The 22,625-nt window shown below is 43.8% G+C and carries 18 protein-coding genes; 12 read left to right on the forward strand and 6 right to left on the reverse strand.

Translation table 11 applies throughout. The features are described 5' to 3' along the window. Positions 1-8 precede the first annotated feature (8 nt). The 10 genes from ACZ47N_RS07950 (at position 9) to ACZ47N_RS07995 (ending at position 12,986) form a co-directional block, all read left to right on the forward strand. Positions 9-1,283, forward strand: coding sequence for an adenosylhomocysteinase (locus ACZ47N_RS07950; RefSeq protein ID WP_464886023.1), 1,275 nt, complete (start codon positions 9-11; stop codon positions 1,281-1,283). 234 nt (positions 1,284-1,517) lie between these two features. Beyond that, positions 1,518-4,247 (forward strand): bifunctional diguanylate cyclase/phosphodiesterase, encoded by a 2,730-nt coding sequence (locus ACZ47N_RS07955; RefSeq protein WP_464886024.1) that lies wholly within the window; start codon positions 1,518-1,520, stop codon positions 4,245-4,247. A gap of 22 nt (positions 4,248-4,269) precedes the next feature. Then, positions 4,270-5,412: an ABC transporter substrate-binding protein gene (locus ACZ47N_RS07960; RefSeq protein WP_464886025.1), complete on the forward strand. Its 1,143-nt coding sequence runs from the start codon at positions 4,270-4,272 to the stop codon at positions 5,410-5,412. Next, positions 5,409-7,529 (forward strand): sensor histidine kinase, encoded by a 2,121-nt coding sequence (locus ACZ47N_RS07965; RefSeq protein WP_464886026.1) that lies wholly within the window; start codon positions 5,409-5,411, stop codon positions 7,527-7,529. Before ACZ47N_RS07960 ends, ACZ47N_RS07965 begins: the two co-directional genes overlap by 4 nt. Positions 7,530-7,632: 103 nt before the next feature. After that, the gene (locus ACZ47N_RS07970) at positions 7,633-8,739 is read left to right on the forward strand and encodes an NAD/NADP octopine/nopaline dehydrogenase family protein (protein WP_464886027.1); all 1,107 of its coding nucleotides are present in this window, start codon (positions 7,633-7,635) and stop codon (positions 8,737-8,739) included. Positions 8,740-8,857: 118 nt separating this feature from the next. Next, entirely contained in the window at positions 8,858-9,244 is a 387-nt protein-coding gene (locus ACZ47N_RS07975) for a DUF8042 domain-containing protein (RefSeq protein ID WP_464886028.1), read from the forward strand. Positions 9,245-9,248: 4 nt separating this feature from the next. Then, positions 9,249-10,961, forward strand: a complete 1,713-nt coding sequence (locus tag ACZ47N_RS07980) for a [Fe-Fe] hydrogenase large subunit C-terminal domain-containing protein (protein WP_464886029.1) — start codon at positions 9,249-9,251, stop codon at positions 10,959-10,961. Continuing rightward, positions 10,958-12,130 (forward strand): SpoIIE family protein phosphatase, encoded by a 1,173-nt coding sequence (locus ACZ47N_RS07985; RefSeq protein WP_464886030.1) that lies wholly within the window; start codon positions 10,958-10,960, stop codon positions 12,128-12,130. Before ACZ47N_RS07980 ends, ACZ47N_RS07985 begins: the two co-directional genes overlap by 4 nt. A gap of 23 nt (positions 12,131-12,153) precedes the next feature. After that, a complete protein-coding gene (locus tag ACZ47N_RS07990; protein WP_464886031.1) occupies positions 12,154-12,396 on the forward strand; it encodes a (2Fe-2S) ferredoxin domain-containing protein in 243 nt (80 codons plus the stop codon). Between the two features lie 20 nt (positions 12,397-12,416). Continuing rightward, on the forward strand, positions 12,417-12,986 hold the full coding sequence (locus tag ACZ47N_RS07995; protein ID WP_464886032.1) for an HD domain-containing protein: 570 nt from the start codon (positions 12,417-12,419) through the stop codon (positions 12,984-12,986). Positions 12,987-13,005: 19 nt separating this feature from the next. On the opposite strand, the gene ACZ47N_RS08000 is transcribed toward ACZ47N_RS07995, so the two are convergent. The 6 genes from ACZ47N_RS08000 to ACZ47N_RS08025 all read right to left on the reverse strand — a co-directional run bounded on the left by ACZ47N_RS08000 (position 13,006) and on the right by ACZ47N_RS08025 (position 19,387). Further along, positions 13,006-14,067 carry a YkvI family membrane protein gene (locus tag ACZ47N_RS08000; protein ID WP_464886033.1) on the reverse strand — a complete coding sequence of 354 codons (1,062 nt, stop codon included), beginning with the start codon at positions 14,065-14,067 and terminating at the stop codon, positions 13,006-13,008. Between the two features lie 28 nt (positions 14,068-14,095). Continuing rightward, a complete protein-coding gene (locus ACZ47N_RS08005) occupies positions 14,096-15,241 on the reverse strand; it encodes a pyridoxal-phosphate-dependent aminotransferase family protein (protein WP_464886034.1) in 1,146 nt (381 codons plus the stop codon). Position 15,242: 1 nt separating this feature from the next. Then, on the reverse strand, positions 15,243-16,187 hold the full coding sequence (gene trxB, locus ACZ47N_RS08010) for a thioredoxin-disulfide reductase (protein WP_464886035.1): 945 nt from the start codon (positions 16,185-16,187) through the stop codon (positions 15,243-15,245). A 148-nt stretch (positions 16,188-16,335) separates the two neighbouring features. Next, positions 16,336-17,283 (reverse strand): glycine betaine ABC transporter substrate-binding protein, encoded by a 948-nt coding sequence (locus tag ACZ47N_RS08015; protein WP_464886036.1) that lies wholly within the window; start codon positions 17,281-17,283, stop codon positions 16,336-16,338. Positions 17,284-17,340: 57 nt separating this feature from the next. Continuing rightward, positions 17,341-18,201, reverse strand: a complete 861-nt coding sequence (locus ACZ47N_RS08020; protein WP_464886037.1) for an ABC transporter permease — start codon at positions 18,199-18,201, stop codon at positions 17,341-17,343. Then, positions 18,188-19,387, reverse strand: a complete 1,200-nt coding sequence (locus tag ACZ47N_RS08025) for a quaternary amine ABC transporter ATP-binding protein (protein WP_464886038.1) — start codon at positions 19,385-19,387, stop codon at positions 18,188-18,190. Before ACZ47N_RS08025 ends, ACZ47N_RS08020 begins: the two co-directional genes overlap by 14 nt. 623 nt (positions 19,388-20,010) lie before the next feature. Here ACZ47N_RS08025 and ACZ47N_RS08030 point away from each other — a divergent pair. Together ACZ47N_RS08030 and ACZ47N_RS08035 are read left to right on the forward strand one after the other, a co-directional pair. Beyond that, positions 20,011-21,687 carry a formate--tetrahydrofolate ligase gene (locus ACZ47N_RS08030; protein WP_464886039.1) on the forward strand — a complete coding sequence of 559 codons (1,677 nt, stop codon included), beginning with the start codon at positions 20,011-20,013 and terminating at the stop codon, positions 21,685-21,687. A 245-nt stretch (positions 21,688-21,932) separates the two neighbouring features. Further along, positions 21,933-22,562 carry a cyclodeaminase/cyclohydrolase family protein gene (locus ACZ47N_RS08035; RefSeq protein ID WP_464886040.1) on the forward strand — a complete coding sequence of 210 codons (630 nt, stop codon included), beginning with the start codon at positions 21,933-21,935 and terminating at the stop codon, positions 22,560-22,562. The last annotated feature ends 63 nt before the right edge of the window (positions 22,563-22,625 follow it).

Below are 22,625 nucleotides of genomic sequence, written 5' to 3' on the forward strand. Positions count from 1 at the left end.
GAAATCCGATGACAACCAAAATTGAAAATACAGCAAAAACAGCCTCTAAAATTCGAAATATGGATTTGGCACCTGAAGGAAAGCTAAAATTAGACTGGGTACAAGCCCATATGCCCTTACTGAATGAAGTAAAGCATCAATTTCAAAGGGATTTGCCTTTTAAGGGGATGAAAATCGCCATATGCTTACATTTGGAAGCAAAAACCGGCTACTTGGCTCAGGTAGTCAAAGCAGGCGGCGCTGATGTAGTGGTATGCGGGAGCAACCCCTTATCGACTCAAGACGATGTAGTGGCGGCTCTGGTAGACTCTGGTATCACAGCTTATGCTTGGCATAATACAACGGAAGAAGAATACCATGAATTGATCAACGATACCTTGGATTTTCAGCCGGATGCCATTATCGATGATGGCGGAGATTTAGTAAAAATTTTGCATAGTGAGCGGCCAGAACAGGCAAAAAGAATGATCGGTGGCTGTGAAGAAACAACCACTGGAATTCATCGATTGAAAGCTTTGGCCAAAGAAGGTCTTTTAGAATTTCCGATGATGGCCGTCAACGATGCGTATTGCAAGTACCTTTTTGATAACCGATATGGCACGGGCCAATCTGTATGGGATGGCATTAATCGAACCACCAATCTGGTAGTTAGTGGCAAGACCGTGGTGGTGATTGGCTATGGATGGTGCGGCAAAGGAGTTGCCATGAGAGCCAGAGGCTTAGGGGCCAAAGTAGTGGTGACGGAAATCGATGCTATTAAGGCCCTGGAAGCCCATATGGATGGATTTGATGTCATGCCCATGGAAGCGGCGGCAGCCCTAGGAGATGTGTTTGTGACCGTCACAGGAAATAGAGATGTGATTGCTGGCCATCACTTTACCCTGATGAAAGATGGAGCGGTGATGTGCAATGGTGGACATTTTGATATTGAAATTAATAAGAAGGAACTGGGAGAAAAAGCCATTAGCCAGCGTACGGTTCGGAACAACATAGAAGAATACCAAATGCCCGATGGACGAAAACTCTTTCTTTTGGCCGGTGGTCGTTTGGTGAACTTGGCGGCGGGAGACGGACATCCGGTGGAAGTAATGGATCTTACCTTCGCCCTGCAAGCCCTCTCTCTTCGATATGTAGTGGAACACAAAGGGGATTTGCCAGCAGAAGTGTTATCGGTACCAGAAGAACTGGATCAATATGTAGCCAACCTTCGACTCAAAACCCTGGGACTATCCATCGACACATTAACCACAGAACAAGAAAAATACCTTAATAGTTGGGCCTAAGACTCTGGGAAAACCAGCGGTGAACCCCTGAAGCAATTTGCTTCAGGGGTTTTTGCGCCTAGGGAACTAGGGCGAGGGCCTATGGCTACGGGTAAACAAGTTGAGGACAAGGCTTGGAGGGAAAGAAACAGGATATGCAATATTCTATATAATTGAAAAGGCGAAATATGGTACAATTAGAAAAAAGATTAAAGAAGGTGACAGCCTGATGCAAAACAGGTAGGAGGCGGGGATATGAAGAGAGTATTGAGGAAATTCTATCTAATCGGAATCTTGCTGATTCTTATGGTTGCCTTGGGCATGTCCATACAGTTTCACTTTGCGGACACCACCATTCAGCAACAGGCGGAAGAAAAACTGATGCTGAATAGCCAAAAAGTCATTGGAAACATTGAGAGTTGGCTGGCGATACAGGGAGAAGTGGTAGATAGTACCGCTGCATTTCTGGAAATTCAAGAAGAGGAAGCTAATATATTGGCGCTTCTACAAGAGCAATTGAAACGAAAAGATACTTTTACGTCTCTATATTTTGGAACCCCAGAAAACACCATGATCAATGCCAGTGGTTGGATTCCACCGGAAACCTTTGATTTACGCAACCGTCCTTGGTATCAAGGAGCTGTGGAAAGAAGAGGACGGATTTATACCGAAGCTTTTTTAAATGCTTCTGAAGACCAATATATTATTACCCTGGCCAAGCCAGTGTACGATTCTCATGGCAGCTTCAAGGGGGTAGTGGCCGGAGATATTTCCATACAGGAAATTCTCGGGTTTGTTCGGGAACAAGAAATATCCGAAAATGGCTATGCGTTTTTGCTAGATGGAACAGGAACTGTGTTAGCTCATCCAGCAGATAAAGGGGAAGCGTTGGCCAAACCACCCAAGGTTCAAAGTACAAGCCCATTGCTTTGGGAGGCTTTGGAAAGTCAGCCCAATGGATTTGAAGAAATGGAAATAGAGGGAGAAATGGGATTTGTTGTGTATCAGAGTGTGCCGGAGACGGATTGGGTGGTAGTCAGCTTTGTGCCATCAACGGATTATAAGGCAGCACAGAATCAAATTATGATGGTGTTTCTGACCACTGTGCTGTTGACGATGATGGGAGTAGGGCTGTTGATGGACCGACAGCGTAGGGATGTACTATCTCCTTTAGTACGGCTTGATAAGGATATTCAACAGATATCCATGGAAGAGAGAATTCATTATCGCTTGCCTTTGGGGGCTCAAGAAGTTTTTTATGAAACACGCTCCTTGTTGAATGGCGTACTGGATAAGGCGGAGGAATTTTTTGAAGGGCTACAGAAAAATGAAAAAGAATTAAAAACCACCCATCAAAAGTTGGAAATGTTCTTGTCCTTGCTTTCAGATACGGAAGAAGCAGTGTTTATTTTGGACGATGCCTACCGATGTATTTATGGAAATCAAGCCTTTTATAAAATGATGAAGGCCAAACAAGAAGACCCATCCTTCTATAACCCGTTGGAAGAAGGGACCTACTTGGACAAGTCTCTTTTACAAGAAGTAGCCCAAAGTGGCCATTGGACAGGAGAGCGGCAGGTCATGAAGGAGGATGGAGAAAAGGCCTACTTGTTTTTGAGAATTAGCAAGGGGATCTATCAGGAGGAAACCTACTATACGGTGATTCTGTCGGATGTGACGGCTCATAAAAAGAATGAAAAAGAACTCTATTACTTTAAATATTATGATCCGATGACAAAACTTCAAAACAGCCAATGCTTCCGTGAAAGGCTGAAAAAAATAATTCAAGGCGAAGAAACGAGGCATCAGAACCACGCTCTTTTGATTTTGAATATTGATGATTTTCGCATCATCAATGAGGCCAAAGGGTTTTCCTATGGGGATCAGGTGTTGGTGTCCTTGGCGGATAGACTTCAAAATTTGTTAAAAGATGGAGATATGTTGGCTCGTTTGGGCAATGATGAGTTTGCTATTTTAAAAATAAACTTTTCAGGATATGAAGAGCTATTTTATGAGATTCAGCAACAGAGCAAGGGACTGAAAGAAAAGTTTTCCATCGATAATCAAGAAGTATTTATTTCCCTTAGTATGGGCATTGCTATTTATCCTACGGATGGAGAGGGCCCAACGGAGATTTATGGAGCGGCAACCTCTGCTTTGAATAATGCTAAAATGGATCCGTCTACCATGTTTCAATTTTACGATAAAAAAATGAACCGAGAATCGGTTATGAACTTTGAGATTCAGCATAAGCTTCGGGATGCCTTGGCAAAACAAGAGTTTTTTCTGCATTATCAACCGAAAGTCCATATGAAAAGCAAGCAGATTATTGGCATGGAAGCATTGATTCGGTGGGAAAGTGCAGGAGAAATCATTTCTCCGAAAGACTTTGTTCCCATTGCAGAAGCGACTCATTTAATTGTGCCTATTGGGGAGTGGGCATTGCGACAAGCCTGTGGATTTGCCAGCCAGCTTCTGAAAAAAGGGAAAGAAATGCCTGTGGCCGTTAATCTTTCTCGACTTCAGTTTAAAAATCCCTATATATTAGACCTAGTAGATACGGTGCTTCGAGAAACCGGACTTCCACCCAAACTCTTGCAATTGGAAATAACAGAAGGGATTTTGATGGAAAATGCCGAGGAATGTCGTTGGTTGATTGAAGAACTTAAAGAGCGTGGCATTATTATATCCATAGACGACTTTGGGACGGGCTATTCTTCTCTTTCTTATCTGAAAAAATTTGCCGTAGATCAAGTGAAAATTGATCGGGCCTTTATTCGGGATATTCCTTACAAAGACAACGGGGTAATTGCCAAGGTTATCATTGAGCTGTCGGATCATTTTGGGTTAGATGTTATTGCGGAAGGGGTAGAAACAAAAGAGCAAGAAGCCTTTTTGTTGGAAAATAATTGCCAAAAAGCCCAAGGCTACTATTATTACCATCCTATGAAACAAGAGGATATCCAGAAGCGGTTGCAGGCATAAGGGCTGGAAAGGGGATGAAAAGATGCGGAATTTCAAAATATACCTATGGATTCTGGGCATGGGAATTTTCCTGCTGATCCCTGGCTGCGCCAAGACTCCTTCTCATCCGCCAGAAATCCTTTTTATTACAAAAGATCAGTCAGACACCTTAAGCCTTAATCCTTCTCGTCTGGAAGTGGCGGCGGCCATGGCCTTGGAATCCTTTGGGTCTGAGGATGAAAAAGAGACACGGCTTCAGCATCGTTTTATTCGCTATACTGGTGAGGAAGCCCAAGGCTATGGCCAGGCCAAAGCTTATCTGGAGTCCAATCATGCCGTAGTGGCACTGGTTGGAGATTTTAATTCAGCCGGAACAGCATATGTAGCAAAACTGGCAAAAGACTTTGAAATTCCCCATCTTTCCTTTATGGCTACGGAGGAAGAAATTTTCCAACATAATCCCTGGAGTTTTTCATATCGGAGTCTAGTAGCCCACGAAACCCAAGCATTGCTGACCTTGGTTACAGATAGGCTGGAAAGCAAGGCTGTCATAGGGGTATACAACGATTTGAGTAATATTCAAGATCGGTGGAAAGCCGTGGAGTCTCTCTTGCCAGAACAGGGTGTTACAGTGTCATGGTCCAAGGAGGTTTCACGGGATCAACGAGATTTTCGTCCATTTTTTCAAAGCTTGGCATCCAAAGACATGGAATCTCATACCTTGATGTTGTTTTTGTCCTCTGGTCAATTAGAGCATTTTTTGCAGCAGGCATCCATGGCAGAGATTTCACAAGCCATCTTAGTGTCTCCAGTTACCTTGGCGCCGGAAATAGTTTCTGAACTACCAGAGCTAAATATGCCCATCTATAGCCTGGTGCAAGGGTTTTACTTTGGGTTGCAGGAAGGAGAAAAAGAAGAGCTGGCTGCATTTGCGGAAGCCTATCGGATTAATTTTGGACAGCATCGAATGGATGGGCTGGCTCCTTGGATTTACGATGGGGTTAAGCTCCTTCACGAGCTAGTGGAGCAGGGGCTGGTAGCCAAGGAACTTCGGGAATCCCTAGAAGCCTATCATGAAATGAGAATGATGGGAACCTTGTGCTTTGACCAAGTGGGACGGATCCAAGAAAATCCTTTTGTAGAAGTGACCATCCATAAGGGACAGCTAAAGGAGTTGGGCAAATGAAGCCAATGAAGCTGTCTTCCAAGGGAAGGAACAATAGTTTGAAATTCCGGTTTTTTGCTTATTTTATGGCCTCAGGCCTTTTGTTGATTCTTCTAATGGCTGCTTTGAGTTATTGGACGGTTCATCGATATGCCATGGAAAACTTTCGGCAACAGACCATAGAAAGCGGTATGAATCTGGAACAAAGAATGAAGGGGCATATCGAAAGAGAAAAAAAGCTGTTGGAAGCCTTGCACCAATCGCTGGAACCATCACAGGTGGTAGCCAGCCTAAAGGAGACGGATCGATACCATGATTCCCTTATCCTGTCCCCTGGGGGGGTGGTGATGAATGCCAGCGACCCATGGTTGACTGGGTACCGATATGAGAACAAAGGGTACTTTCAACAGGCTTTGGAAAATCAGGAAAAAAGCCAGTTGCTAGTACAGTACGATCCTTTTGAACAGCAGGCATTTTTGCATTTTATCGTGCCAGTATTGGATAAGCAAGGGGCATTAACCCATATCGGTGTTCATCGGATGTTGCCCATATGGTTGGAAAGCCAGATAGGAAGGGAGCATCTTAAGGGAAGCGGCGAATTTTTGGTTACAGACCAACAGGGGATTGTTTTGTTTAAAGTTTGTTGTCACGCCTTGGGTGAAGAGGAGGTGGCAGCCATTAAGCCTGCTTCTGTTTTCGACCATGGTTTAACCTATAAGGATATGAAAAACCTAGGAGAAGAACCGGTACATTATGTGGGAGACGGATTTATGGTGACCTACCAGAATTTGGAAGGGTCTTGGGGGATTGTGTCTGGAAAGACGAGCACCCAGGCTATAGATCGCCAGCTTTCTCTGATTTTTCGGGGCATTCTAATAACGCTTTTGTTGGCTACCTTTATTTTTGCTGCTTTTGGGATTTTGTTGGCTAATCGTACCATGAAACCAATCCGAGATTTGACCAACCAAGTGCAAGCTACATTGACTGGACGGCAACCTCAGATTTTCTTTCCTGCAAATTCTGAGCTAAGTCAGCTAGTGGAGGGGTTTAATCATTCGTGGAAAGAGAATCGGCTGGCGCAGGAAAAATTATTGGAAGAAAAACAGGAAGCAGAAAAATTACGGATAGAAGCAGAACAGGCAAACTTGGCAAAAACCCAGTTCATGGCTAATGTTAGCCATGAACTTCGAACTCCGCTAAATGGGATTTTGGGCATGATTCAATTGACGATGAATCGAGGACAGGATAGCCAATCCCAAGAAAATTTAAAGAAGGCTCAACAGTTTTCTCATCATTTGTTGAAGATTATCACAGACTTGCTGGATTTTGCACGGTTGGAAACCGACACCCTAGGCATTCGGGAAGAAGTATTTTTATTGGAGCCAATGTTCCGGAAGCTAGCCGAGTCCTATGGGGGGGAGGCGGAGAAAAAGAAAGTAGACTTCTTCATTCATGGAACCCAGGAGTTGCCGACAGCTCTTCTTGGCGACGGCCAACGAATCGAAGAAGTCTTGAACAAACTCCTGGATAACGCTTTTAAATTTACACAGCAGGGATCGATTACGGTGGATTTTTCGCTTAAAAAAGAAAAGAGTGGCCAGGAGAACTTGTTGATTTCCGTTGCAGATACAGGTATTGGCATTCCAGAAGATAAAAAAATGGCTATTTTTGATGGTTTTACACAGGCAGACGGCTCTACCCAGCGGGCTTATGAAGGGTTGGGTGTAGGTTTGAGTATGGTGCAAAAACTGGTTGATGCCATGGGGGGGATGATTTGGATGGAAAGCAAGGAAAAAGTAGGCAGTAGCTTCTATGTTTCCCTGCCGGTGGCGGTGGTAGAAACGCCATGGCATCACGAGCTGGCAGAGGAGCCTTATAAACAAGAACCTGCTCACCCTCTAGAGCTGAAGAAGACAAAAGAAAGGCCTATTCATGGAGAGGTTGTGAAACAGTTAGAAAGCCTTAAAGAAAAAATAAAAGCCTGGGACTTCATTGATGAGGAAGATTTGGGACACATACGAGAGGCTCTTGCAGGCCAGAAACAAGGGATGGAATCTTTCCGTGATCTTGAAGAGGCAATTAGCGGCTTTGATTATGAAAAGGCCTTGGAAATACTAGAAACGATCCTTCGTCAATAGGAAATCGAGAATATTTTTAGGGCGAATAATACTAGAAGGCTTGAATCTTTTCCTTCCTTCCCATATAATAGGCGGCGGAACAAGGACAGGAGGGATTAGATATATGAAACTAAAGGTTTGTATTATTGGAAGCGGAAATGGGGCCTTAGCTGCCGCAGCAGATTTGACACTGCGAGGCCATTTAGTGAATTTTTATGTGAATGGCCATTATCGTCATCGGATGGAAAGTTTATTTGATGAACAAAGCATTCAATTGGAAGGAGTCGGTGCCACCGGTTTGGCAAAGCTCAACAAAGTCACGGACGACCTGCAGGAAGCCTTGGACGGTGTAGATCTGATTATGCCGGTGCTGCCAGCCTATACTATTGTAAAGTTGGCAGATGAACTGGCAGCCCACCTTACACCCAATGCCCGGATTGTGCTAGCCCCTGGGAGTACTGGCGGGGCCATGATGATGGCAAGAAGGCTTTATCAGAAGCTGGGGAACAATGAAATCCGCATTTCGGAAATGCATTCCTTGCCTTATGCAGCTCGAAAAAATGGAGGGAATAATGGAGCTCTTATTTTGTTAGAATGTAAAAAGCTATACTTTTCTACATTTCCTGCCAAGCACAATCAGGAAATGGAGAGCCTTGTAAAAGAGATTTACCCATCCATCGAAACCGTCAGCGATGTATTGGAAAGTTCCTTAAACAACGGAAATCCAGTATCTCATCCGGCGCCGGTGGTACTCAATGCAGGGAAAATAGAGTATTATAACGGAGAGCACTATCATTATCGAGAAGGCATTACCCCTTCGGTGGCTCGAGTGAATGAACAGATTGATGCAGAACGACTGGCCATTTGCAAAGCCTTGGGATATCCAGGCATTCGTGCCATTGATCGCCTCTACGAGATGGGATACGCTCCCAAGCGAGAGACTCTTTATGAATGCTATCGGGACAGCGATGCCTTTAGTCCACTGAAAGGTCCAGCCACCTTGCAGGATCGGTACTTGGTGGAAGACACGAAATGCTCTTTAGTGGCCTTGGCCAGTCTGGGAGATGCCATTAATGTCCCTACGCCAGTGATGGATTCGGTGATTGTCCTGGCTTCTGTGTTAAACAACGAAGACTATACTACCACGGGATGTCATGTAAAAGATTGGGGATTGGAGAATAAAACCATTGAAGAAATCAAAGCTTTTCTATATCAAGGCTATACAGCTTAGTCAATAATGGACGGACTTTCCGAAAAGGGAGTCCGTTTATTATTGGAACAAACTATGATAAAATGGTGAACCAGAGGGGAAACATACAAGAGGAAGACTAAGGAAAGGAGGAACAAGGATGCAAGCATCAACAGATTTAATGAAACAGGTAAGCCATCTGATAGAAGTCATAGAGGATGCCTTTGTTCAAATGGAAAAACAGGTGGAAGCTCAACGCTATCAGGAAACGATTTTATTACTAGAAAATGCGATGAAAGGGATTGAAAGCCTTCAAAAAGTCGTTCAGGCCATGGCGGCAAAGGTACCAGAAAGCAATTTTAACGAAGCTACCCAAAGCTTTATGGAAGCAGTGGGATGCTTTTTAGAAAACTATAATCAAAACCAAACAGACCAAATGAGCCAGCAGATGAATCAAGGGGTGATCCCTGCCTTTACCCAATGGAAACAAGAAGCAGAAAAGGCCTTGGAAGCTTGGAACCAAGGAAATATAGAAGATAAGGAGTGAGGTTTTGAAATTTATCAATCATTCCATGGATCGATGTAACAACTGCTACAAATGCATTCGAGCCTGTTCTCCTAAAGCCATCTCTATTTTTGATAACCACGCCCATATTGACCAGCAGCGCTGTATTTCCTGTGGCGAATGTTATGTCACCTGTGAGCAGGGTGCTTTGTATATTAAAAATACCGTAGATGAAGTGAAGGAAGCCATTGAATCGCCGCATCAAGTGATTGCTAGTTTATCCTCATCTTTTCCCGGTGGATTTGACCTTCATAAGGGAGAGCAAATGGTAGAGGCTCTGAAAAAGCTGGGTTTTGATGTGGTGGAAGAAACCGCCATCGGTGGAGATGGTGTGGTGGATGCTTATGAAGATTATCTGAAGCATACAAAAAAGAAAAACGTCATTGCGTCTAGTTGTCCATCCACCAATTATCTTATTGAAAAATACTATTCATCCCTACGGCCATATATGATTCCCATTGTCTCTCCAATGATTGCCCATGGTAGAATGCTACGGAAAAAATATGGAGCCGACGCATATATTGTGTATATAGGTCCTTGTTTAGCAAAAAAAGCAGAAGCTAGAGAACAGCAGCACCGTGGCCTTATTCAGAAAGTCCTCACCTTTGTAGAGTTACAAGAATGGTTGGAAGAAGAAAAAATTCAGATCAAAACTCTTTCTGGAATGGCTTTTGATGCCGTTGGATCCGATAAAGGCCGTGAAATTCCCTTTGACATTGATATGGCCCTCAATAAAAATCACCCTTTCCAAAAAGCTTCGGTATCTGGCGTGGAAAACAGCAAAGAAATTTTCAATAGTTTAGCCAAAGGAGAATTAGAAGGCCTGTTTCTGGAAATCGCATCCTGTGATCGGGGATGTATCAATGGTACTGGTATGCCTAAGGACGATATTGGATACTACCTTCGAAAAAAGAGAGTCGCAGACTATAATAACCAGATGAATCCAGGGAGTTCTTCAGCAGCAGACTCCAAGGAATCAGCCCTAGACTTAAGCAAAATCATCTACGATCAGCGGGTGGAAATGCCAGAGTTCTCCATAGAAGAAATAGAAGACGCCTTGAAAATCATGGGAAAAAACAAAAAAGAAGACGAGCTTAATTGTAATGCATGTGGCTATGGCACCTGTCGAGCCAAAGCAGAATCCCTGTTGCGGGGGACTTCCCATGTGAATATGTGTTTGCCTTTTATGCGGGCCCAGGCAGAGAGTTTAAAAAACGTTATCTTTGATCATAGTCCCAATGCGATTTTTATGGTAGGCCTGGATCTGAAAGTCAAAGAATTTAACCCTTCATCGGAACGGATCTTTCAAATTCAAGCCAAGCACATCAAAGAGCATGACATTGGGAAAATCATTCCTCGAGATCTATTCGAGCAGGTTTTGGATACCAAAATAAATCTCATAGGAAAACAAGTAGAATATCCTCAATATGGAGTTATTCTGATTGCCAATATATTGTATTTAAAAGAAGAAGGCATTCTTATGGCCATTATGACAGACGTGACTGCAGCCGAGAAAAATAAAGAAGAACTCGTTCGGGTAAAAGAAAAAACCTTGAATGTAGCCCAGGATGTCATTGATAAACAGATGCGGGTAGCCCAGGAAATTGCTAGTCTTTTGGGGGAAACCACCGCAGAAACCAAAGTGACCTTAACAAAACTCAAAGATATTGTGGTAGGCGAAGGAGGCGACGAGAGATGACATACTTCGTGGACCTGGCCTATGACAGCTTAAACAAAAGAGATGAAGAGCTTTGTGGAGACAAGGTAGAAGTGGTGAAAACCGAAGACAGTACCATTGTGGTGTTGGCGGATGGCCTTGGAAGCGGAGTTAAAGCGAACATTCTCGCCACCATGACCACCAAAATAGCAGGTACGATGCTTCGAGAAGGGGCTAGTATCTATGAAACCATTGAAACCATTGCTAAAACCTTGCCGGTATGCCACGTGCGAAAGTTAGCCTATTCAACCTTTGTGATTTTAAAAATTGGTGATGATGGCATTGCGAATTTAGTAGAATATGACAATCCGCCAGTTTTTTATATTCGAGACCGTAAATATTTACCTTTGGAAAAAAAAGAACGAATGATCCATGGTAAAAAAATTGTGGAAAGCCAAATAAAGGTGCAGGTAGGAGATTGCCTCACCATGGTCAGCGATGGAGTGATTCATGCGGGTGTGGGTGGCGTTTTAAACCTTGGCTGGCAGTGGGAAAATGTGTTGGCCTACCTGTTGAATCAATCAAAAATAGAAAAAACAGCGAAAGGAATTACCAATAAACTGATGAATACATGTACGGATTTATACGAAAGAAAACCAGGAGATGATACAACCGTGGTATCCGTGAAGATTAGAGAACCAGAAATTGTCAGCGTTTTTGCTGGTCCACCGGAAAAGAAAGAAGATGACCCAGTATTGTTAAAGGCCTTTTTAAAAGGCAAAGGAAAAAAAGTGATTTGTGGTGGAACCGCAGCCAATATAGCCGTCCGAGAATTGGAAGAAGAAATAGAAGTGTTATTAGAAACTGGAACCGCAGAGGTTCCACCCATAGGAAAGAGTAAAGCCTTTAATCTGGTGACAGAAGGGGTGATTACCTTAAGTATGGTATTGGAAAATCTGAGGCAATATGCGAATCGCGTAGCACCGGCTATTGAATTGAGCCGGCAAGGCAAAGAAGATGGCGCTTATTTGTTAACAAAAATGCTCATCGAAGAATGCACCCATATTCAATTTTTTGTGGGAAAAGCCATTAATCCAGCCCATCAAAATCCAGATTTGCCCAGAGATTTAAGCATTAAGATTCAAGTAATCCAAAAAATTGCTGAATATTTGGAAAAAATGGGAAAAAATGTATCCATTGAGTATTATTAGGAATTTGGAAGGGTGGTGCAGGAATGAAAACCATTCATGTTTGTATTGGCAGTGCGTGTCATTTAAAAGGAGCGTATCAGGTGGTCAATGGATTTCAAAAGTTGGTGGAGGAAAGAGGATTGGAAGAACAGGTGACCGTCAGAGCTGCTTTTTGCCTTGGCCATTGCACCAAAGCCGTATCGGTTCAGTTGGATAATGGGGAAGTCTATTCCCTCAGCGAAGAGCAGGTAGAGCAATTCTTGGAAGAAAAAGTGTTAGGTTGTTAAAAAAGAAAGGGAGAGATCTTATGATTGATCGACAAAAAGCACTGTCCTTGATGGAACAGCACTTGGAAGCAGAACATCTATTAAAACATTCTTATGCCGTAGAGGCTGTTATGAGGGCGTTAGCCCAAAAGCTGGACCCGGAAAACATAGATCGATGGGGCTTTGCTGGCTTGGTCCATGATATGGATGCAGATTTAGTAGATTATAAAAATGGCGAAAATCACCTTCATGGACCTAAGGGGACGGAGATCCTTAAGGAAGCGAATCTGGGAGATGAAGAAATATACCAGGCCATCTGCGCCCATAACAAGGCCACTGGTATCAAAGTACAAAGCAAAATGGATAGAGCCTTATATGCAGCAGACCCAATCACTGGTTTTATTACGGCGATTACGTATGTATATCCAGATAAAAAAATCAGTAGTGTCAAGACAAAATCCATTACGAAACGCATGAAGGAAACTCGTTTTGCAGCAGGCGCCGATCGAGAGGCTATGCGAAGCATTGAAAAACTGGGGATTCCCTTTCCAGATTTTGCTGCTATGGCCTTAGAAGCCATGCAAGGGATATCCCAAGAGTTGGGATTGTAGAAACCTGATCATCCAAGGCTTATTTTTTCGAGTAAATCATACCAGCCATTAATACCAAGCCTAGATAGCCAATGGTGGGATAAATAATGCCTACCATGGTAGCGAAGGGCAGATGACCACCAATAAAGGCAAATAGAGTCATGATTAGAGCCGTCATTCGGTAGCCAAGGGTTTGTTCGTTTTCTTCTACTCGATTGACAGCTGTCCAAAGCATGGTGACAGAAGAAGTGTAGGTGCCGGCCAGCATTAGCAAGGCAAAAAGAGAAGCGATTTTGGGAAAATGAGCAGAAGCTACAAAAAGAGATGGGATTTGCCGATGATATACCTGGCCAATATTGACTAATAGGCCGGTGCTAAGGATCATGGCACCGGTTAGAAAAAAGATGCCTGCAAAAATACCGCAGAGCATGGTTTCTTTATGATGGCGGGTTAATTTCCCAATGCCTGCCGTAAAAGGCATAAAGCCTACCAAAAGAAAAGCAGCATACATAATGCCTGAAACCAGCCAATGGGAGTAGGCCTTGGGGACTTGCACCCTAGATAAGACGTGAGTTGAACTGGCAATGCCTTCTGGGTTTTTGATAATGCTGGATAAGCCAATGAAAATAGTAAGCGCGATAAACAAAGGGGCCACAGACCCTACAATACGAGCCAGTCTTTTTAGACCCAGCAACACCGTGGACAGGGTTAAGCAGGCCATCCCAATACGACCAAAGCCGGGATGTATGCCATAATGTTCATGAACCGTGGCACCGGCGGCAGAGATCATAATGGAGTAGACTAAAAACATGAGAATAGGGACAAACCATTGAAAAAAAAGACCGATTTTTTTACCGCAGTAATAGGTAAAAATTTCATTGGAGTTGGAAAATTGATGAATGCGTCCATCTTCCAAAACCGTCATAAAAACCCATGAAAGAAGCAGCATAGCGACGAAGCCGGCGCCAATGCTGCCTGTAAAACCAAGATGGGTAAAAAATTGCATCACTTCTTGTCCGGAGGCAAAGCCAGCCCCAACAACGGATCCCATAAGGGCACCGCCAAAAATAAATACTCTTTTCCATTGGATGTCTTGCATCACAAAGCTTGCCTCCTTGTGGAAGGATTGGTTACTGAAGCATTTCTTTCATAAAAATACCAACACTTTTGCCGAATTCCACTGGATAGCCAGAATGATAGAGAGCTCGTTCAATGGTGGCTAAAGTGGCTATTAAGTCATGCATATCTACATTGCCCATATGTCCCAATCGGAACATTTTACCAGCGTAAGCCGATAGTCCTCCGGCCACGACGATCCCTTCTTCATAGAGAAGACTACGAAATTTAGCGTCTTCAATGCCCTCGGGATAGAGGACGTTGGAGAGGGTAGAAGCACGGTGGCCTTTATGGGCTAAAATAGAGAAACCAAGGCCTTCTAGGGCGGCTTGCATGGCTTTTCCTACTTTTTGGTGGCGAGCATATCGAGCTTCTATGCCTTCTGCCTTAATAAGAGCTACGGATTCTTTAAGAGCCCAGATCATATTGATGGCAGGAGTGGCAAAATACTTGGATGGATCGTGCATAATCGGTAGCCATTTATCAAAATCAATATAAAATTCTGGAATCCTGCCTAGGGTTTGGCGTCGTTCCATGGCCTTGGGGCCTGCCCAAAGGATGCCTAGGCCTGGTGGCACACCAAAGGCTTTTTGAGTTCCCGTAAGAAGCACATCGATATTCATCTCATCCACATATTCTTTTTCGCCGGCAGTGGCACAAACCCCATCGACGATAAAAAGCGTGTCTGGAAACTCACCCATGATTTTTCCGATTTCTTCCACAGGAGCACAAACCCCAGTGGACGTATCTACATGACTGACCGTCAGGGCTTGATAGGTTTTTTCCTTGAGTTTGTTTTGGATTTCTTCAAGGGCAACAATCTGGCCCCATTCACTGGATAAAACGTCTACGGAGATGCCTTTTCGCTCTGCCAGGTCGATAAATCGGTCGCCGAAAAATCCATGGGAGACAACTAGTAAATTGTCTCCTTTTTTTAGGGTGTTGGCAATAGCCATTTCCATGACTAAGGTACCAGTTCCAGCCACCACAAATACTTCGCCTTCGGTTTTCCAAAGGGTTTTTAAATCCTGAAGAAGCTCTTTATAATCCTGAACAAAGGTTGGATCTCCAAAAGCCGCAACCTCTCTGCCCATCTGATCCTGAATAGAACGGGTAACCGGAGTAGGTCCTGGGATCATGACCAAGCGCTTGTTATGCATATTATCCCTCCTGGTGTTCTAGAAACTTCTCTACTTCTACGGCAGCAATGGCTCCATCAGCAGTGGCTGTAACTACCTGTCGCAGGGTTTTAACGCGAACGTCTCCGGCGGCAAAGACTCCTTCTACATTGGTTCGCATACGGGAATCCGCAATGATATAACCTGTTTCATCCGTATCGACGCAACCAAGGAATACTTTTGTAACGGGTACATAGCCAGCCAATACAAAAATTCCAAAGGTGCCATCTTCTTCTGCAGCTTTGATTTCTGTGGTTTCGCCGGTTTCTTTATTGTGAAAAACAGCTGATTCTACTAGGCCATCCCCTTTGATATCCACAATAACAGAATTCCACATGATGTCAATTTTAGGGTTTTCGAAGGCTTTTTCCTGCAGGTATTTAGCAGCTCGAAGCTGATCTCGTCGATGAACGATGGTTACTTTTCGGCCAAACTTTGTGAGGTAAATGGCTTCTTCTACGGCGGTGTCTCCACCACCTACAACAAATATCTCTAGATCCTGGAAAAAGTCGGCATCGCAGGTAGCGCAGTAAGAAACGCCTTTTCCTGTTAAGGCTTCTTCTCCAGGGCATCCGATTTTTCTGGGATTAGCTCCGGTGGCAATAATGACGCTACGGCCTTTGTAGTCTGCTTTTTCGCCTTTTACAACTTTAATCTTTCCTTGAAAGTCTGTGGCCGTGGCAGAATCTGCGACCATTTCGGCACCGAATTGCTTGGCTTGTTCAACCATTCTGGCTGTAAGGGTGGGACCGGTGGTATTTGGAATAGAACCAGGATAATTTTCTACTTCGCTGGTGATGGCAATTTGCCCACCTACCTTGGTTCCTTCCAGTACCAGAGCCTTGAGTTTGGCTCTGCCAGCATATAAAGCGGCAGAGAGACCGGCTGGACCGGCACCAATAATAATGACATCGTAAATAGTTTCCATAATAAAAACCTCCTGAATAATAGATTCTGATACTATTATAACAGAAGTAGAAGAGGCTTAACAGAGGAAAAAGGCCTGGCTTTGGCAGCATAGAATCCGAAGAAAAAAAGCCCGCCAAAGGGCGGGCTTTTAAGTTTAAGTCTTAGACTTACTGTACGTAGTCGTTGATTTCATCAATGCTGTTGAAAGGTACATAGGATGGAACAACTAATCCGATGCGAGCTCCTTCATAGTTGGTTGCAACTTCAACAACGTCATCACCAAACTGATCGATGTAAGAAGCATGAGTTCCTGGCAACCAAGCTGTGGTCATAAAGTCTGCATCGCCTTCGGCAATGGAAGACCACATAACGCCACCATCAACGGGTGTCATGTTAACTTCGAATCCTGCATCTCGAAGGATGGCAGCAATTACGTTGGTGCTTGCTAGTGCACAATCCCACTCGACTAATAGAATGTCAATTTCTTCGCCATTTCCTTCTAAACCTTCTGGAGTCCAGCTGTCAACAAGGTCACTGTTGTCGGCGATCCATTGGTCTGCATTGGCAACAAAGTCACTGTTTTGTGTGTTCATATCCATGACTTGGCCAATTTCATCGTCTGTCCAGCTGAAGTTTTCAAGTAGTTGGAAAACTTCAGGATGGTCTTCTTCTAGTCCTTGTCTTGCTATGGTTGCAATGTACTCTTCTCCACCATATACTTCTTCTGGATCTTCTAGGTATTTCAGATCAAAAGCAGCAAATTTCCAGTGAGGAGACCAACCAGTTACGATAATCCATTCATCGTTGGCGATGGCTGCATCTAACTCAGCAGTCATAGCCGCATCACTAGATTCCAATAGACCAACGTTTAGGTCGTATACTTCCATGGCTTCTTCTGTAGCCGCCATGATACCAGCACCTGGATCGATTCCAGTAATGTCAGAGATGCTTCCTTCCATCTCTTCCACTTCAGCCGGTTCTTCTGTTTCTGCAGGTTCTTCAACATCAACAGGCTCTTCTACTTCAGCTGGCTCGTCTGCACCGCAACCGGTAAATACCAGTGCGAAAGCGGTCAATAAAATTAGTGTTACGATCATCAGTTTGTTCTTAGACAAACTAATCCCTCCTTTTTCTTTTCCTCATTTTTTTGTTGCCTATCTATGATCAATGGCTTATTCCTCCGCATCTTTGTTTCTTTGAGTGATGCGGTCAAGAATAATAGCCAGGATCACTACGGATACACCACCTTCAAAGCCAAGACCCAGATCTACACGCTGGATTCCTCTAAGCACTACGGCACCAAGGCCGCCGGCACCAATCATGGCTGCTATAACAACCATGGATAATGCAAGCATAATGCATTGGTTGACGCCAGCCATAATCGTTGGCATGGCCAAGGGAAGCTGGACTTTGGTTAGCTTTTGCCAATCGGTGGTTCCAAAGGATGTAGCGGCCTCCACCATATCTTCTGGTACCAATCGTATGCCAAGTCCCGTAAGCCGAATAACCGGCGGGACAGAGAAAACAACGGTAGCAATCATGGCGGATACCACTCCCAGACGGAAAAAGAATATAGCTGGGATCAAGTACACAAAAGCTGGCATGGTCTGCATAAAGTCGAGAATCGGCCAAACAATCTTATGGACCATTTCATAGCGTGTGGATAAAATTCCTGTGGGCAGACCGATTAAGAGTGATATGAAAACAGCCACTAGGATCATTGTAATGGTGATAATCGATTCTTCCCATAAGCCGATATTATAGATCAAACTTAATCCTAAAAAGCTAAAGATGGCAACTCGCTGGCTGGCCAGTTTATAAGCCACCGCACTGATGATTAGGATGAGTATGAAAGGTGGTATAAAAATCAATGCATCGGATAGTAATCCCATGAAGCCACTTAAAAAAGTAGAAATAACTCTTGTGATGGGACCAATGGCGGTTCGAAGGGCTTGAATGATGGCATCTACCCAATTACCGATGGGAATTCTTGGAATGAAATCCAATGGATTTAGGATGCTACTCGTCATCATGAGGATACGCCTCCTTTACCAGACCAGATAACAGAGAACCTCTGATGATCAGGCCTTTGAACTTGTTTTCTTCGTCAACGACGGCTACAGGGATCGTGGCAGTCGCAGTAAGTTCAAACAGTTCATTAAGGGTGGTGTCCGGCAAAGTAGTGACAACATCCTTTTCAAGAATGTCCTCTACGCTGGTTTTATCCGCTTCTACTGCTTTTTTTGCGTCATCCGAACTGATATACCCTAACAATTCATCTTCTCTGTTAATCATAAAGATGCCAGAAATGCTTGCTTCTCTCATTTTACGAAGTACCATTCTTGGTCCATCCTTAGGCCGCGCCACAGCTTTAGCCTTTACCATAACGCCTTCAGCCGTCAACACTTTAGAAAGGTCAACATCTTCGACGAAACGGGAAACATACTCGGTTTTAGGATTACGGAGGATATCTTCTGGTGCATCAATCTGCTCGATAACTCCGTCCTTCATGATGGCTACCCGATCTCCTAATTTCAAGGCTTCGTCTAAATCATGAGTAATAAAGACGATGGTCTTATTCATTTTCGATTGGAGTGCCAACAGTTCATCCTGCATGTCTTTACGAATCAGAGGATCCAATGCGCTGAAAGCCTCGTCCATAAAGAGTATTTCTGGATCGACAGCCAAGCATCTAGCTAATCCTACCCGTTGCTGCATCCCCCCGCTTAGTTGTCCGGGTTTTTGGTTGGCATACCCTTTCAAGCCTACCAAATCCAAAGCCTCCAACGCCTTTTCCATTCGATCCTCTTCATTCATTTCCTGAATCTCCAGGCCGAAAGCCACGTTTTCTGCAACGGTTTTGTGAGGGAATAATGCGAATTTCTGAAACACCATCGCCTGTTTGTAACGACGGAAGTTTCGCAATTCCTCTGGGTTCATCTTGGTGACGTTCTCCCCGTCTACCAGTACGTTTCCTGCAGTAGGTTCGATAAGTCGGTTCATACAACGAATCAATGTTGATTTCCCACTTCCAGAAAGCCCCATGATGACAAAGGTCTCGCCTTCTGCTACTTCAAATGTAGCGTTGTTGACCCCTACGGTACTACCGGTTTTTTCAAGAATGTCGTCTTTTGAAATACCTTGATCCAGCATTTCTAAAGCTTTTTTGGTCCGATCGCCAAAAATCTTGGTGACATTCTCTACCTTAATACTAGCCATTAATTCAGCTCCTTTCATTGAGAGTAATCTAGTTTTGTACAAATTACTTGCCCATTGCTTTACTTCTATACCCATTAAGCTAGGTGCTTCAAACAGAAATCCTAGCTCAATGGAAGCGTAACTCCATTTAAATCCTAGAACAAATAAGACACTTAGAAGACATGAAAATGGTTGTTGAAACCGTGTTTCTAAGTGGTTGAAGTTGTTAAGCAAGCATAAATGAGTCAATAACACTATGCATTCTACCATGATCACGCATAAATTGCAAATTTGGAAAGGCTAGGAGGATTGAAAAATCAAGAAAGTATTTATTTTTTTGGCCTGAAAATTCTAACTTTTTGATCTTTTATAGGGAATCTTGTTGACAATAGAGAGGCACTATTATAATCTGTAGTAGAATAGCGTTCTAATAAATGAAGAGAAATCAAATTAGAAATAGAATAAAAAAGCCTTTCGTAAAAAAAGAAGGGTTTTAGAACCTCTGTTATGGGAGCTTTCAAATCCATGGAAGTATGGACGAAATAATGACGCTGTAGATGCTATGCTACGTCTATAAGCATGCAGTGCGATAAGCAACGTATGCATATAATAGGAAGAAAAAATTTAAGGAGGCGTTGTAGAATATGAAAACCGATATCCAAATTGCTCAGGAAGCGACCCCGAAAGATATTCGGGACATCGCAACACAGCTAGGTTTAACAGAAGATGATCTGGATCTTTATGGCAAGTACAAAGCCAAAGTATCTGGAGAACATGTAAAAAAAGCCAAAGAATCAAAGAAAGCCAAGTTGATCCTGACCACGGCTATTAATCCCACTCCAGCTGGTGAAGGAAAAACCACCACTACCATTGGTGTGGCCGATGCTCTGAGCTATTTAGGCAAGAAGACCATTGTGGCCCTGCGTGAACCTTCTCTGGGACCGGTATTCGGTGTTAAAGGCGGCGCTGCTGGTGGAGGATATGCTCAGGTGATCCCGATGGAAGATATTAACCTACACTTTACTGGCGATATTCATGCCGTAGGTACGGCTAATAATTTATTGGCTGCTCTTATTGATAATCATATTCAACAAGGCAATAAGCTAGGCATCGATAATCGAAAAATTACCTGGAGACGAGCCATGGATATGAATGATCGCCAGCTGAGAAACATGGTGAATGGCATGGGCGGCAAAGGAAATGGCGTCCCACGAGAAGATGGATTTGACATTACAGTAGCTTCAGAAGTCATGGCTGCCTTTTGTCTAGCCACGGACTTGAAAGATTTGAAAGAGCGATTGTCCCGCATGGTAGTAGCCTATACCAGAGACGATCAGCCTATCACCGCAGGTGACCTCAATGCTGCTGGTGCTTTGACAGCTCTATTAAAAGATGCCTTAAAACCAAATCTAGTACAAACCTTAGAAGGCACCCCTGCCTTTATCCATGGGGGTCCTTTTGCGAACATTGCCCATGGGTGCAACTCTTTAGCCGCTACTCAAACCGCCATGCACTTTGCCGACTATGTTGTGACGGAAGCAGGCTTTGGAGCGGACCTAGGTGCGGAGAAATTTATTGATATCAAGTGTCGTCAAGCTGGGATTCAACCGGATGCGGTGATGATCGTTGCCACCGTAAGAGCTCTGAAATCCCACGGCGGCGTGAAAAAAGCTGACCTCAACGAAGAAAATCTAGAAGCCCTGAAAAAAGGAATACCAAATTTGATGAAGCATGTAGAAAACATGACCGACGTCTTTGGCCTACCTGTAGTTGTAGCCATTAACCGATTCCCTCTTGATACAGAAGCGGAATTGGCCATGGTACGTGAAGCGTGCCAAGCACAGAACGTCAATGTAGCTCTTTCGGAAGTTTGGGCAGAAGGCGGAAAAGGCGGCGTAGAAGTAGCCAAAGAAGTACTTCGTCTTATTGAAAACAATGACGGTTCAAGCTTTAAATACACCTATGAATTGGATCAGCCTATTGCCAAGAAAATTGAAGCCATTGCTACTCGCATATACGGCGCCGATGGCATCACCTTGGCTCCGGCTGCTGAAAAAGAAATTGCTAAATTAGAAAAACTAGGGTTTGGTAACCTACCTATTTGTATGGCGAAAAGCCAGTATTCCTTATCTGATGATCCAACGAAACTAGGCCGACCAGAAAACTTTACCGTAGCCGTTCGGCAGGTAAAAGTATCTGCTGGTGCTGGCTTTATCGTGGCCTTGACGGGAGACATCATGACCATGCCTGGTCTGCCCAAGGTTCCTTCTGCAGAGCTGATTGATGTGGATGAAGACGGCATGATTCAGGGATTGTTTTAAAGGAGTAGAAAGCAGAAAAGTGGAAAGTGGAAAGCAGAAAAGTGGAAAGCAGAAAGTAGAAAGTAGAAAGTAGAAAGTGGAAAATAAGAGGTACTAGGAATGAGATAAAACCCATAAAAGGGCGGGGAAATCCCCGCCTTTTTTGAAACCAAGGAAATAGTAGAAAAATAGATTGGAAGCTTCTTTGTTCTGCAGGAAGCTTCTGATATTTGTTAAAAAGTTAACTAGACGAGGGGGAAAGAGAGATGAAATGGATTGATCGAAGCGTCAATGATTTTGTAACAGAGTTAGGCACCAAATCGGCGGTTCCTGGTGGTGGTGGAGCGGCAGCCTTGTTAGGCGGGGTTGGTGTGGCTTTGGCTGGAATGGTAGCCAATTTGTCTTCAACTAAAAAGAAAACCGATGAACAAAAGGCAAAAATTGCAGAGCTGTTAGAAGAAAGCAAGAAACTGCAGGATCGATTTCTGGAACTGACAGATTTGGATGCAGAAAACTTCCTTCCTTTATCCAAAGCCTATGGATTGCCAACGGAGACAGAGGAACAAAAGCAGGAGAAAGAGCGAGTCTTAGAGAGTGGACTAAAAAAAGCCTGCGAAGTTCCTTTGGAAACCGTGATCATTTGTTATAAAGGAATTGAGATTCATCACCAACTGGTGCACTTAAGCTCTAAATTGGTGATTAGTGATGTTGGTGTAGGAGTCCAGGCTTTAAAAGCAGGGATGCTAAGTGCGGAATTGAACGTACAGATTAACTTAAAATTAATTAAAGACCAAGCATTTATCCATACAGCTCGGAAGCAGATAGATCCGCTGATTCCGCAGGGTATTAAAAAGGCGGATCAGGTATTTGAAATCGTTAGCAATGCCATCAAGTGATTTGGGAGATGAAACTCCTTCCTAAGCAGCTATATAAGGAAGCATTACTGTTCACAAAAGGAA

Source organism: Tindallia texcoconensis, from assembly GCF_055383815.1.